The organism is Psychrobacter sp. CCUG 69069, assembly GCF_021023115.1.
Classification (GTDB): domain Bacteria; phylum Pseudomonadota; class Gammaproteobacteria; order Pseudomonadales; family Moraxellaceae; genus Psychrobacter; species Psychrobacter namhaensis.
Window position 1 is genome coordinate 12,852 of record NZ_QQAI01000007.1, and the last position, 13,954, is coordinate 26,805.

The window sequence follows — 13,954 nt, forward strand, 5'->3', positions numbered from 1 at the left end:
GATGAATGATGTTACTCACTGTATTTTCTTTTATTGCCATAGACACATGGAGCAATGTTGAATTGCTTGGTTATAGCGTACTAGCGGGCTCGGTAGTGGCAATCGCTTTATCATCACAACGTTGGCTACTGTGGTATCTATTTGGTGGGATGGCGTATTGGCTAGGCGTGGAAGCCATCCAGAGCACCTTAGCAACTCGCCCTCTGCTGTCTGAGCTATCAGAGTGGCACCGCTATGTGGTCGCCATGGGTATTAGTTGGTTGCCTTTGACGGTTTGGGTACTATATCGGGCGCTACGTTATGAGGATGTGAGTCAATCAGTACAACAACAGCGCAAACTAGAAGCGGCGCGCTATATTGAGCACACCCCTGTTTATGATGACGACTATCAGCCACGCTTTTATTAAGCCTGCTCTAATAATATTAATGCCCACGAATGTTACAAGATACTTAACGCACTCTACGTAACTCCTAAAGAATTGAGCCTGACTCATCGTTTATAATCTACTTATATATTTGTGCCAAAAATTGTTATAAAGTACGCATTATTTTGCGTCTCATTCTTTAGGAGTTTCCTTATGTTTACTGTGCCTGTGTTAGATATCAAGTCCGACCCATTAGATGTGTTATTGGCTGTGATCGGCTACCGTTTGTCTATGCTTGCCGACAGCAATGACGAAGACGTTAAAGCGCTTTTTGCTGATCGCAAGGTCACCATCGAGCTTGCCAGCGACGAGTCTGATGTCGCGCGTTATTATCGCTTTGATAATGGCCAATTTAGCCAACACAGCGGTCATGCAGAAAAAGCCGACCTTACGATCAACTTTAAAGACTCTATGACTGGCGTCAAGCTTTTGACCAAAGGCGATCTGCCAGCCTTTATGACTGCGGTACAAGAGGGCAATTTGAGCATTGAAGGTGACTACAGTCTTATGATGTGGTTTAACAAGCTTGCGAAGCACATCGTGCCGACCATTCCAGAAGAGTACAAACCGTACATCCAAAAAGCCAAACCTTATGCTTATAAAGCTCAGCAGTTTGCCAACCACTGGATCGGAGTGGCGAAACACAAGTTGGGCAAGTAACTCTACTGTCATAACTTAGTGTTGCTATAACCTAGTATTTACCTGACTTATCATTCCTATAACTTACCAATGATGAGATCATGGCGTCGCAAGTGGTTACGGTTTATGGGCTTTATTGTGTTGATGCTAAATACTCTCTAGCAGGGTTCTGACTTTCTAAAAAGGTTGCGTTATACTATACCGCAACCTTTTTTATTGTCGCAAAAACGACCGTCGCTCCAAGTATTTAGATTAAATTGACACGATTAACTATTATTATAAAAGGATTTATACCATGGCAGGATTACTTAGCATTGCAGAACCGAATGCCAGTCGCCCCACTGACCCAATTGATAATCAAGATAGCATCAATAATGACTTGTTGGCCCGCCTTGCAACAGACGCTACTAAAAGCCTGCAAGCCACCAAACAGTATAACCGTGAAGACATCGCTGCGTTATTTGACTTACCTTTGATGGACTTATTGCTACAAGCGCAAACGGTTCATCGTCAGCACTTTGCTGCCAATGAAGTACAAATCAGCACCTTACTGTCCATCAAGACAGGCAACTGTCCTGAAGACTGTGGCTACTGCTCCCAGTCGGGTCATCACCGCGACACGACTAAGCTGCAAGCAGAAAAGCGCTTAGAAGTTGACAAAGTGATTGCCGCGGCCAAACGTGCCAAAGCCACTGGTTCATCGCGCTTTTGTATGGGCGCGGCTTGGAAGCATCCCAGCGCCAAAGACATGCCTTATGTGGTTGAGCTGATCAAAGAAGTCAAAGCATTAGGACTTGAGACCTGTATGACCCTTGGTATGCTCGATACCGCGCAAGCCACCCAATTGGCCGATGCAGGATTGGATTACTACAACCACAACCTAGACACATCACGCAGCTACTATGAGCAAGTGGTCAGCACCCGCAGCTACGATGAGCGTCTAGACACGCTCACCAACGTGCGCAACTCAGGCATCAATGTCTGTAGTGGCAATATCGTGGGCATGGGTGAGAGCCGTGACGACCGCATTGACTGGGTGCATGAGCTGCTCAAAATGCCAAAAGCGCCAGAGTCTATTCCGGTGAATTTGTTGGTGCCTATTGCAGGTACGCCGATTGGCGATCGAGTGATTGAAGAGGGTCAGCTATCGGTGCTTGAGTGGATACGTACCATCGCTGTGACGCGGATCTGCTGCCCAACCAGTTATGTACGTCTGTCTGCTGGACGCGAAAGCTTGTCTGATTCTGAGCAGGCTTTGGCCTTTATGGCTGGTGCCAACTCGTTCTTTTATGGCGATAAACTACTGACCACAGGCAATGCCAGCCAGTCAAGCGATAACAGACTGATGCGTGAGCTTGGCTTAACCGCACAATTTGCGGCTCCCAGACCACCGAAGCAAGTGCCTGTCATGGATGCGATGAGTGGTCATCAATCACAAGTTGTGTTGGCAGAGTAGTTTTTTAACGCTACCATTATTGGATCATCTGCGCTAAGCTTGCCAGCACGATTTACCGCCCCAATCTACTTGGGCATATAGAAGAGGACTGTCATGCCAGACTATTTTAACTGGATTAAAGCGGCGCACATTATCTCGATGGTCTGCTGGTTTGCCGCGATATTTTATTTGCCGCGTCTGTTTGTTTATCATGCGATGAGCGACGATAGCGTCAGTCATGAGCGCTTTATCATTATGGAGCGCAAGTTGTATCGCGGTATTATGACACCATCGATGATAGCGACATGGGTCTTTGGTCTGTGGATGCTGATTATTGGCTGGGAGGTTTATAAAACTCAGGGCTGGTTGCACGTTAAGCTGCTATTAGTGATACTGCTGTCTGGCTATCACGGTGCCTGCGGCTTTTATCGTAAAAAGCTGATGGATAACCCGCATTATAAAACCCATAAATTTTGGCGTTGGTTTAATGAAGTGCCAGTCTTTGCCTTAGTCATTATTGTAATTTTGGTCGTGGTAAAACCGTTTTAACTCTACTGTACACACAAAAAAGCGTCCATCACTCATACACGTGGTAGACGCTTTTTTTATGCATTCACTGTCCCTAGTAGACTACGCGAGTTGACGAGCGAATTGACGAGCGAATTGACGAGTAAATCAATAGTAGCAATACAGCTCTAAACACTAGGACGCATGATCTGATAGACATTGCTCAGATCATAAACACGATAACGCGCTGGTTCGCGGCGGTTTTCACCAGCGTAGCTGAGTATGAGTGCTTGCTTAGCACGCTCATCGACCCAGCCCACGAACAGTCCACTATGCTCCACACCATTGTAGCCATGGTTGATATAGTAAAGCCAATCACCGACTTCAATCTCGCCGCTACTGGCATAAGGGCCTTGTCCGTAAGTGCCTTTATGAACGGTATCACGGCTTACCCCTGCCCGATTGAACACGGCATTCAGATAATCCCAGCAGCCGCCTCGAATAATGGTACGCTCATTGAGCGCCATTTTACGGGCCGTACTGACGACCTCGCGTGCAGCCATGCTACTTTGCGTCTCAGCATTACTTAGCAGCGGTAAGTACTCGCTATCGACGTTGTCATAACTCCCCGATAAAAACGCTGGTAGTACCGAAGGCGTTTGCCGCTGTACCACAGGATAACGATAAGCAGTGTTTGACGTGGCCTGATTACCATCGTTATTCATACTAGAATAATGGTTACTATGAGAATAACTGCCGCTGTCTCTTTGCTGAATGTCTACAGAGTTTTGAGGTGAGCGAGCACGTTGAATGGTAGAGTGCGTACTAACCCTAACAGAGGGCACCGCTGAATAAGACGGTGTATAGCGAGCACTGATATTTTGCTGAGCGGACTTTTGGGCAATGAGTGCACTCATGCTATCTGCATGGGCCTGTCCTACTATGCCACAGGTGAGTAACAATAAACTGCACGACGCTGTAATACGCAGCATGGGCAAACGCGACATGACTAACTCCTTGTCAATAAGAGACAAATGACAACAAAAACAAACGTAGCAATGGGGGTTTTTCAATCCTACTTATAAACCATTTAGACACGGATCTGCAAGCCCTATTCACCTCAAACAGCCGATAATAGGTATAAAAACACCGACCAATGGTTAAAGCAAAGCAGAAATTTAGGCGGGATAAAAATAAAATCAAACAGACAGCGTTACATTATCATGAGATAAAATAAGCGTTTATAAAAGGACATCAATGAACAAGCCAACCGCTAAGAGCGGCTCTCATCATTGCTCATTTTGATGTTTACATGGCGTTTTGTCAGCGCTTGTCCTTCTAGGATGGCTTTAGTAGCGGTTGCTTCTTGGAGACTCTCAAAGCCACTAATAGAGTATTTGCGGACATCATGACGATCGACGATCTGTAATTCATCACCGATGAGCACGACTTTGTCCTCATCAGCTATATGAATGTGCTCACGCTTACCTTGATCGTCATGCACCAGCTCACCTGCACGCACCCACAACGTACCACTACTAATCATACCGCTCATGGCTTTTTTGTGCTTTTGGCGCTGCTTGTTGAAAACAAAACTACCAATGATCAGAAGCGCGAGCGCACCAATCGCCAAACGCTCAGACAATAAGCTCATGGCCAAAGCCACCGCAACTGCCCCTACGAGTAACGCAAACCCAAACCAAAACATGCCGTTGTCCGCCGTTTGCGGCTGACCCTCTAAGGTGATTTTGGCGCCATCATCAGTCAGCTTAAGCATGCATTACTACCTATTGCAGGATGTTCGGGTAATTGTCTATTAAAAAACTGCCTATCAAGCGCTAACAGGCAGTTATTGAAACCAATCATCAAGACAGTGGGTTGAAGATAAAAACTAAGTTACCAGCCAAGCGCGGTTTGCTGCATTTTAATCAATTCTGCAATACCTTTTTCGGCCATCGCCAGCATGTCGTCTGCTTGCGCACGGGTAAATGGCTTTTCTTCTGCTGTACCTTGCAGCTCAATGAACTCACCTTTTTGTGTCATAACGACGTTCAAATCGGTATCACAGCTGGCATCTTCTTCGTAGTTCAGATCCAGATACGCTTCTCCATCTTTCATACCGACAGAAACGGCCGCAACCAAACCAATCAATGGATCGGCTTTTAGTTTTTTGGTTTTCTGAATGCTTTCTAATGCATCAATCAGCGCAATCGCCGCTCCAGTCACACTAGCGGTACGAGTACCCCCATCAGCTTGTAGCACATCACAATCAAGATAAATGGTGTTTTCACCCAGCTTACTCAAGTCAATCATAGCGCGTAAGCTACGGCCAATTAAGCGCTGAATTTCTTGCGTACGACCTGACTGCTTACCGCGTGCCGCTTCACGCTGATTTCGGGTGTTGGTCGCACGTGGCAGCATGCCATATTCAGCAGTGATCCAGCCTTTACCTTTGCCTTTTAGCCAGCGCGGTACACCAGATTCGACACTAGCCGTACACAGTACTTTGGTATCGCCAAAGCTCACTAATACTGACCCCTCGGCATGCTTAGTATAATGGCGCTCAAAGCTGATCGAGCGAAGTTGGTCAAGCTCACGATTGTCAATACGCATAAAAATTCCTAGTACGATGTTTTAAAAGCAGTGTCATAAAAATAAGAGGTCTATTGCTACTCGGCTGAGCAATGTGTGTTTGGCAAAACACCAGACTTAAATATTGAGATATCCTAACGTGACAGCGGCGCAATAGCAAGATTCGCTTAAGCTATGACGCCACTGCACTTAGGCCAAAAGCTGTCTTGATCAACAACAATCGCCGTAAAAACTACTCTAACCCTTCCATCTTACGCAACTCTTTACGCAAGATTTTACCAACGTTTGATTTTGGTAATTCGTCCACAAACTGGATATGGCGTGGACGCTTGTAACCCGTCAATTGCTTTTTGCCAAAATCGAGCAACTCTTGCTCTGTCACTTCGCCTTTTTTGACCACAAACAGTTTTGGCTCTTCACCGCGGTCATCATTTGGCACACCAATGGCGCCGCATTCCGTGATTGCTGGATGCTCGCTCATGGCTTCTTCGATCTCATTGGGATAGACATTGAAACCTGACACCAAAATCATGTCTTTTTTACGATCAACAATTTTAATGAAGCCTTTTTCATCCATGATACCGATGTCACCCGTTTTTAGGTAACCATTAGCCGTGAAGGTGTCGGCCGTTTCTTCTGGACGATTTTGATATCCCATCATGACCTGTGGACCTTTGACGCATATCTCGCCACGATCACCGAGCGCGACTTCGTTTTCGTCATCATCGATCAAGATCATATCCGTGCTCGAAGCAGGAATACCAATCTTATTGGTAAACTCTGCAATGGTCATGGGGTTAAAAGCGGCCACAGGAGACGTCTCCGACAGACCATACCCTTCTACAATAGGTAGTCCCGTAATTTTGTGCCACTCTTTAGCCACGCTTGGTAATACGGACATACCACCGCCAATCGAGGCTTTTAGGTTAGAGAAATCTAAGTCTGCAAAGCTTTCTTTATGTACCAAACCATTAAACAAAGTATTCACGGCAGGGATAAAAGAGGGTTTGTATTTACCCATCTCTTTAATCAAACCGTCAAGATCGCGTGGGTTTGGGATAAGCAAACCGGCATAACCTTGATACATGCCATACATGCCGCACACCATAAAGGAGAACACGTGATATAGCGGTAACGCTGTCAAGATAACGTCGCTGGCATCGACATCCTCTTCAAACGCACTGTTCATTAAGGCGCTAATCTGTAGCATATTGGCGACTAGATTGCCATGCGACAACATCGCGCCTTTAGCCACACCAGTCGTACCGCCCGTATATTGCAATAAAGCCACATCGCTTAGATTCATATCAGGGCGCTTGTACTTGCTGGCTGATACCGCACTTAACGCCTGCTTGAAACTCACGCTATTTGGCAAGCTATAAGCAGGTATCATTTTTTTGATATGGCGAGCGACTAGGTTAACCACTGTCCCTTTGACCATCCCTAGCATGTCGCCTATCTTACAAACGACAACATGCTGCACCTGCCCTTTGTCTTCCGCTTCTTGATAGGTCTTCGCAAAATTTTCGACGATAAACAAGGCTTTAGCCCCACTATCATGCAGCTGATGCGACAGCTCTCGGCTGGTATATAGAGGGTTGACGTTGACCAATACCATACCTGCGCGGATGATGCCCAAAGCCACCACGGGGTATTGCAAGATATTGGGCATCATCACGCCAACTTTATCGCCTTTGACCAATCCCAATGACTGTAAATAGCTGGCAATCTGGCGGCTATACAAGTCGAGTTGCTTAAAGCTAATCGTCGCACCCATACAGATATAAGCCGTTTTTTGTCCATAACGGCTAAAGTTACGCTCAAACACATCAAGTAAAGAGGTATTGTCGTCCGGCATATCGATAGTAGCGTCAATGCCATAGCGCTCATACGCACTTAGCCACGGTCTATCGCTAGGTATCGTTGGCATGGTAGGAAAGGCATTGTCTTGATAAACGTTGCTTTCATGAACATTGTTAGTCGCATTGCCTTTATTGCTAGTCGCAGTTTTACCGTTTGCTGTCTCTTTATTGATACTGTCGGTCATAATTTTCCCTAAAGGTTACCGTTAAGAACGTAGAATAATCTAATGAAAACACCATTATTTTTTGTGAATGGTCAATGACAGCATAAGCTTGTGAATAAGAAACGTGGTAACACGATAAGGTTTGTTATTCATAAGCTTTGTCAATCAAAGCACCATATTAAGTCCATGATAAAGCTCGAAATGACTCAGCTGCACTGAATCAAGCGTTGCCTTTATCATCATCGTTTTACCAAACATATAGAGCAAAATTGCCGTCTTTTTATAGACAAATAAAAAAATACGTCGGTGAGCACTATAGCAGTTTTGCTAAAAATTCTCTATCTATACTGGTAGTACCGCCACGTCAAAAAAAACCGTACAGACGAAAAAATGACAAGGTAGCCTATCAGCGACCTTATCATTTTTGGTTATTACGGCATTGGTTATCATGACGTTTTATGAGTACCTACTACTTAGCAGGACTCATCATCAAACATCTACATATGAGGGTTAGTGAATCAGCCGTGGTTTTTTTCTTCAAGCGCTCGCAAATCTTTACGTAGTATCTTACCAACATTAGATTTTGGCAGCTCATCAATGAATTCAACATGACGAGGACGTTTATAGCCAGTTAGGTTTTCTTTACCATAAGCGATAACCTCTTCAGCTGTTAAGCTCTCGTCACTACGGACGACGTAAATTTTCGGTACTTCGCCACTCTTTTCATCATCGACACCGATGACACCACATTCCAAAATCTTTGGATGGTCTGACATGGCGTCTTCTACTTCGTTCGGATATACGTTAAAGCCCGATACCAATATCATGTCTTTTTTACGATCAACAATTTTGAAATAACCGTCTTCATCCATCACGCCAATGTCGCCTGTACGGAAATAACCATCAGAGGTCATGACTTCGGCAGTGGCGTCATCACGCTTCCAATAGCCTTTCATTACCTGCGGGCCACGGACACAAATCTCACCGCGCTCCCCAAGATCCACTTCATTGCCTTCTTCGTCCAAAATAGCCATATCAGTGGCAGGCATTGGCAGGCCAATGTTTCCTGAAAACTCGCCCGTACCGTGTGGGTTCGCTGACGCAACTGGCGAAGTCTCTGACAGTCCATACCCCTGAACGATGACATTCCCCGTGACTTTTTCCCATTTAGTCGCCGTGTCTTTGAGTACCGCCATACCGCCGCCCATCGACATCTCAAGCTTGCTATGATCCAGCCCTTGGAACTCCTCATTATTAGCAAGTGCAGTAAATAACGTGTTTACCGCTGGGAAAAACGCTGGTGGATAATCTTTGTAGGCTTTAATCAAGCTTGGTAAATCACGCGGGTTTGGCACCAGCAGACCGATACAACCACGGTATAAGCCATACATACCGCAGACGGTAAACGAGAAAATATGATAGAGTGGCAAGGCCGTCATAATGACGGGTTGCTCATTTTGTTTCTCAAACTTATCAAAAGCATTGCCCAGATAAGTGTCACACTGGATTAAGTTTGCCACTAAGTTGCCATGCGTGAGCATCGCGCCTTTGGCCACACCTGTCGTACCACCCGTATATTGAAGAACAGCCACATCATCCAGCCCAATGTTATTGGGACGCTTGTAGTTTTCAGCAGAGAAGCGGTTTAGGGCTTTTTTAAATTTAACGCTGCCTTTGATATGGTAATCAGGCACCATCTTTTTGACATGTCGAACCACGGCATTGACGATGAAGCCTTTGATTGGGCTCATTAGATCGCCCATTGACGTCACTATCACATGATCGACCAAATCTTTACCGATATCTTCATAAGTTTTGGCAAAGTTTTCAAGCAGAATCAGGGCTTTGCTATCAGAGTCTTCTAACTGATGCGCAAGCTCCTTGGTGGTATAAAGAGGATTGACGTTGACCAACGTCATGCCAGCACGTAACACACCCAATACAGCAACAGGCAGCTGTAAAATATTGGGCATCATCACCGCCACTTTGTCGCCCTTTTGGAGTCCAAGTGACTGTAGATAGGCCGCAACTTGTTTACTATAACGATCTAATTCTTCGTACGAGAGCTTAACATCCATACAGGCAAAGGCGGTCTTGCCTGCATGATTGATGAAGTTTTGTTCTAGTATATCGATCAATGACGTGTCAGCAGGCGGCATCTCAATATCGTACTGAATACCAAGCTTTTCGTAAGTTTTGACCCAGACCTTATCATTGCGACGAGTGAGGTTACCGTGATTTTCCATAATCTTTTTTCTCCTAGTAAATAGTACGCTATCGTCAACCCATGCAAATCACAGTGTGATAAAAATACGAAGAATCAGTGGTTGGCCTCTCCCCATAGCGATAAGCCAAATCGTGATGTAATCGTATGATGACGAGCAAACAATATAGCGGTAAATAGCCCTTTGTTAATTAACATACACACTTTATACAGACTACTCAATACAAAAGATTGCTACTTGAGTGCGCAAACTGGCTTGACGGTCAATAAAATAATAAATATCAATAACTTAACCATAATTATAGGTAAAATAACCAGTGGTTTTTTGCGAACATTTATCTATAAACACTCATTCATTTAGCTTGATATACAATTACTGCGCTTGCTCGCCGCTGATCAAGGCATTCACCACTCACTACATACTCAGATTATCAGTAGACAGAATGACAAAAGACCATTCAATGAACCATTGCTGAACTGACGTTGTAAAAGTACCAACCAATCCTCTCTAGGCACGTCACGCGCTGTCGTCTATTCTGACTTATACCTTTTTAATTCTGCCAATATCCTTTACGATAGCACTATTCTATTTGCTCGATTGAACCAATTATTGACACCTATTAAAACTCATAAGTGAATCCTATTTTATGTCCGATGTTATTGATCCTACAATTGCCCCAATCATCCCTAATGAACCGATGGATACCCGCTCAGTGGCAGAGTTCACCGAGCAAGCCTATCTCAATTATGCCATGTACGTCATCATGGATCGGGCCTTGCCCAATATCGCTGACGGGCTAAAACCAGTACAGCGCCGTATCGTTTATGCCATGAGCGAGCTGGGACTAAAATCCTCAGCCAAGGCAAAAAAGTCGGCGCGCACGGTCGGTGATGTGCTGGGTAAATATCACCCCCACGGTGACAGTGCTTGTTATGAGGCGATGGTACTCATGGCACAGCCGTTTAGCTATCGCTATCCGCTCATCACCGGTCAAGGCAACTGGGGTAGTCCTGACGACCCAAAATCCTTTGCCGCCATGCGCTATACCGAAGCCAAAATGTCCGCTTATGCCAATACCTTGCTCGCTGAACTCGGACAAGGGACGGTTGATTGGCAAGATAATTTCGATGGCACCATGCAGGAGCCAACCACCCTACCTGCACGCCTGCCCAATATATTATTAAATGGGACCACGGGCATTGCAGTTGGTATGGCAACCGATATTCCGCCGCATAACTTAAATGAAGTGGTACGCGCGGCCATTCGTTTGCTCAAAACCCCTGAGCTGTCCGTTAAGCAATTAACTCAGTCGATACCAGCGCCTGATTTACCAACGCCTGCCGAGATCATCACCAGTAAAAAAGACTTGCAGGCCATGTATGAAAGCGGTCGTGGCAGCTATAAGATGCGCGCCACGTTTCATGTCGATAGCAAAGAAAAAAACCTCGTCATCATTGATGCGCTGCCCTACCAAGTCTCGGGCAACAAGATTCAAGAGCAAATTGCCAAGCTCATGACCGACAAAAAACTGCCGTGGATTACCGATATTCACGACGAATCAGACCACGAAAACGCCTGCCGTATCGTGCTTGAGCTGAGATCAGCGCGCGTCGATGTCGATCGTGTCATGAGCCATTTGTTTGCCAGCACTGACCTTGAGAGTAATTACCGCGTCAATATGAATATGATTGGCCTAAACGGTAAACCGCAAGTCAAAAACCTCAAAGAAATCTTAGAAGAATGGCTCATCTGTCGCCGCTCTGTGGTCACGCGCCGTTTGCAGTATCGTCTTGATAAAATCGATAAGCGTTTGCATGTTCTTGCAGGTTTGCTGATTGCTTATCTCAATATCGATGAAGTGATTCGCATTATTCGTGAAGATGACGATCCAAAGTTGTCGTTGATGCAAGACTATGATCTTACCGACATTCAAGCCAATGCGATTTTGGACATTCGTCTGCGTCAGCTGGCAAAGTTAGAAGAGATTGAGCTGAGACGTGAGCAAGATGAGCTGGCTGCCGAACGTGCCGTTATTCAGGAGTATTTGGACAATCCAGAGAGCCTTAACAATCTGATGATTGATGAGCTGACGGCCGACATGAAAGAACACGGCAACGAGCGCGTATCGCCATTGGCAGAACGCGCGGAAGCACAAGCGCTCAAAGAGTCCGACCTGGTACCGAGTGAGCCTGTGACCGCCATCCTATCAAAAGCCGGCTGGATTCGTGCGGCCAAAGGGCATGACGTCGATGCACCTGGCATGAGCTATCGCTCAGGCGATGCTTACCAAGCACATGTGCGCGGTAAATCCAATGAGAAAATCTACGTGCTCGACAGTACCGGGCGCAGTTATAGTATTGATGCACATAACCTCGCCTCTGCCCGTGGTCAAGGTGATCCGCTGACCAGTGTGTTAAAGCCGCCAGCAGGCGCCAGTTTTGAGCAGTTGTTAACCGGTAATGATGATCAACGCATCATCCTCACCAGCTCAGCAGGTTATGGCTTTATCAATACGCTGGGCAATTTAGACAGCAATCAAAAAGCGGGGAAAAAAATCATCAATTTAGCCGCTGACAGCCGCTTACTGCCCGTGGCGCGTATCGATGCGCCAGTGGATATAACTGCCAATAATAGTGACAATACTGACAGTGAAAACAGCAACGCACGCGTGGCACCTGACCAGATCGCTGTCGTGACCAATGCGGGCTACTTATTGATATTTGCTCTTGATGATTTGCCTGAACAAGCGCGCGGTAAAGGCAACAAACTGATTAAGCTAAAAGATGGCGAAGAGGTACTGGCTATCACGCCACTGAGTCAGCAGGACAGCTTAGTGGTTACCGCAGGCAAACGCCATGTGACGCTAAAACCAAACGACTTGGCCAACTATACGGGCACCCGTGGTAATCGTGGCGGCCAATTGCCAAGAGGCTTTCAGAATGTGACCTCGGTTGAGGTTGGGTAGTGAAAGTACGACCGTAATTGATAACACAAAAAGTAATTTTCAAAAACCTCCCATAGTAGCTAGCTCTACCGTGGGAGGTTTTATCATTGCGCTGATAACGCGTTCTTTTGCATTAAACTAAGTGCTATCCAACGTTTACAAACACTCTTTGCCTCAAAAGTTTTCTTCTTTGTTTAGCACGTTACCTGTTCACAGCTCTATTGACTATTTCTCTGATACTTGGCTATTTCTCTGATATATAGTACAAATTTGGCTCGCCCCACCCCCTAATTCAATCCCAAAATAGGGATCACCAAGTCCTCTTCATCGGTCAGATGTTGCGAGAGTAGAACACTCACGTCAACTAAGGTCTGATGCAATTGTCCACCTAGCGCCTTATCTTCCGCCTCACTTGTCGCAAGCTGACTGTTTAGTCCTTGCAACTCATTAAGTAGCGAATCTAAATGCACATGGTCACGATCTAACACCTCAAACCCCGACTTTAACTGCGGATACATACGAATGAACTGTGGGAAGTACCCCTTATCCTCAATGCTATGGTGCTGATGCAACTTAAAAATATACTGATGAATCCGCGGTGAGAGTTGTGCGCGGTACTCTGAGCACTCAATGTCACCCGAATGATAGGCGTCACTGATGTGGGTAAGAATACGCTGACGCTTACGAATATCGGCGTGAATATTTAACCATCCCGATGTTTTATAAACATAATCCGCGCTGTACCACTGATTAGGCGGCAGCTTCTCATACAAAAACAGCCAATCTGCCTCAAGCCGGCTGTCAGGGTGCCGCGGCGTTGGCCCAGACACTTCCCCATCCGCTCTGTCTTGATGATTTGATTTTTGAGTAGAAGCCGTCATGGTTTGTCCTTATAGGTTGTGTTACTGATTCAATGTCTTGGATGGGCGCTTGGGTGATGGTCAATCAAGTGCCTCTAACCACACTCTCAGCATAGAAAATAACGTAATATATTCATTAGAAAAGCTAAAAATAATTGGCTACACATGTAGGATATATATAGTTAAAAAACAGAATATCAACCAAAATATCAACCATGTGTTTAGTTACGTATTAAGATTCTACTCATAGCCAGCGGTAACACCTTACTGACCAGCACGTTACACAACCTAGTCAAAAAAC

General features: G+C 45.6%; 11 protein-coding genes. 5 read left to right on the top strand and 6 right to left on the bottom strand.

Annotation, left to right across the window (positions count from 1 at the left end):
* Positions 1-5: 5 nt before the first annotated feature.
* From aciT to hemJ, 4 genes are all read left to right on the top strand, one after another.
* The gene (gene aciT / locus DVY93_RS06350; RefSeq protein WP_230709820.1) at positions 6-407 is read left to right on the top strand and encodes an AciT family ciprofloxacin tolerance protein; all 402 of its coding nucleotides are present in this window, start codon (positions 6-8) and stop codon (positions 405-407) included.
* Between the two features lie 171 nt (positions 408-578).
* Positions 579-1,085, top strand: a complete 507-nt coding sequence (locus DVY93_RS06355) for an SCP2 sterol-binding domain-containing protein (protein WP_230709822.1) — start codon at positions 579-581, stop codon at positions 1,083-1,085.
* Between the two features lie 274 nt (positions 1,086-1,359).
* Positions 1,360-2,520, top strand: coding sequence for a biotin synthase BioB (gene bioB / locus DVY93_RS06360; RefSeq protein ID WP_230709824.1), 1,161 nt, complete (start codon positions 1,360-1,362; stop codon positions 2,518-2,520).
* Positions 2,521-2,613: 93 nt separating this feature from the next.
* Positions 2,614-3,048 carry a protoporphyrinogen oxidase HemJ gene (gene hemJ, locus DVY93_RS06365; protein ID WP_198333806.1) on the top strand — a complete coding sequence of 145 codons (435 nt, stop codon included), beginning with the start codon at positions 2,614-2,616 and terminating at the stop codon, positions 3,046-3,048.
* Between the two features lie 146 nt (positions 3,049-3,194).
* On the opposite strand, the gene DVY93_RS06370 is transcribed toward hemJ, so the two are convergent.
* The 5 genes from DVY93_RS06370 to DVY93_RS06390 form a co-directional block, all read right to left on the bottom strand.
* On the bottom strand, positions 3,195-4,013 hold the full coding sequence (locus DVY93_RS06370) for a hypothetical protein (protein WP_230709827.1): 819 nt from the start codon (positions 4,011-4,013) through the stop codon (positions 3,195-3,197).
* 266 nt (positions 4,014-4,279) lie between these two features.
* Entirely contained in the window at positions 4,280-4,783 is a 504-nt protein-coding gene (locus tag DVY93_RS06375; RefSeq protein WP_230709829.1) for a hypothetical protein, read from the bottom strand.
* Between the two features lie 119 nt (positions 4,784-4,902).
* Entirely contained in the window at positions 4,903-5,619 is a 717-nt protein-coding gene (rph, locus tag DVY93_RS06380) for a ribonuclease PH (protein WP_193006723.1), read from the bottom strand.
* Between the two features lie 211 nt (positions 5,620-5,830).
* Complete coding sequence (locus DVY93_RS06385; RefSeq protein WP_404672246.1) at positions 5,831-7,528, bottom strand: AMP-binding protein; 1,698 nt, start codon at positions 7,526-7,528, stop codon at positions 5,831-5,833.
* 614 nt (positions 7,529-8,142) lie between these two features.
* The gene (locus DVY93_RS06390; RefSeq protein ID WP_230709831.1) at positions 8,143-9,870 is read right to left on the bottom strand and encodes an AMP-binding protein; all 1,728 of its coding nucleotides are present in this window, start codon (positions 9,868-9,870) and stop codon (positions 8,143-8,145) included.
* 625 nt (positions 9,871-10,495) lie between these two features.
* Here DVY93_RS06390 and parC point away from each other — a divergent pair.
* Positions 10,496-12,814: a DNA topoisomerase IV subunit A gene (gene parC, locus DVY93_RS06395; RefSeq protein WP_230709832.1), complete on the top strand. Its 2,319-nt coding sequence runs from the start codon at positions 10,496-10,498 to the stop codon at positions 12,812-12,814.
* Between the two features lie 266 nt (positions 12,815-13,080).
* Here the strand turns inward: parC and DVY93_RS06400 are convergent, their stop codons facing one another.
* On the bottom strand, positions 13,081-13,674 hold the full coding sequence (locus DVY93_RS06400; RefSeq protein WP_230709833.1) for a hemerythrin domain-containing protein: 594 nt from the start codon (positions 13,672-13,674) through the stop codon (positions 13,081-13,083).
* Positions 13,675-13,954: the final 280 nt, after the last annotated feature.

Excerpts from the sequence above, each read along its gene's own strand:
- DVY93_RS06390 (WP_230709831.1), bottom strand. The coding sequence starts at position 9,870 with ATGGAAAATCACGGTAACCTCACTCGTCGCAATGATAAGGTCTGGGTC.
- DVY93_RS06370 (WP_230709827.1), bottom strand. The coding sequence starts at position 4,013 with ATGTCGCGTTTGCCCATGCTGCGTATTACAGCGTCGTGCAGTTTATTG.
- rph (WP_193006723.1), bottom strand. The coding sequence starts at position 5,619 with ATGCGTATTGACAATCGTGAGCTTGACCAACTTCGCTCGATCAGCTTT.
- DVY93_RS06355 (WP_230709822.1), top strand. The coding sequence starts at position 579 with ATGTTTACTGTGCCTGTGTTAGATATCAAGTCCGACCCATTAGATGTG.
- aciT (WP_230709820.1), top strand. The coding sequence starts at position 6 with ATGATGTTACTCACTGTATTTTCTTTTATTGCCATAGACACATGGAGC.
- DVY93_RS06375 (WP_230709829.1), bottom strand. The coding sequence starts at position 4,783 with ATGCTTAAGCTGACTGATGATGGCGCCAAAATCACCTTAGAGGGTCAG.
- bioB (WP_230709824.1), top strand. The coding sequence starts at position 1,360 with ATGGCAGGATTACTTAGCATTGCAGAACCGAATGCCAGTCGCCCCACT.
- hemJ (WP_198333806.1), top strand. The coding sequence starts at position 2,614 with ATGCCAGACTATTTTAACTGGATTAAAGCGGCGCACATTATCTCGATG.
- DVY93_RS06400 (WP_230709833.1), bottom strand. The coding sequence starts at position 13,674 with ATGACGGCTTCTACTCAAAAATCAAATCATCAAGACAGAGCGGATGGG.
- parC (WP_230709832.1), top strand. The coding sequence starts at position 10,496 with ATGTCCGATGTTATTGATCCTACAATTGCCCCAATCATCCCTAATGAA.
- DVY93_RS06385 (WP_404672246.1), bottom strand. The coding sequence starts at position 7,528 with ATGCCAACGATACCTAGCGATAGACCGTGGCTAAGTGCGTATGAGCGC.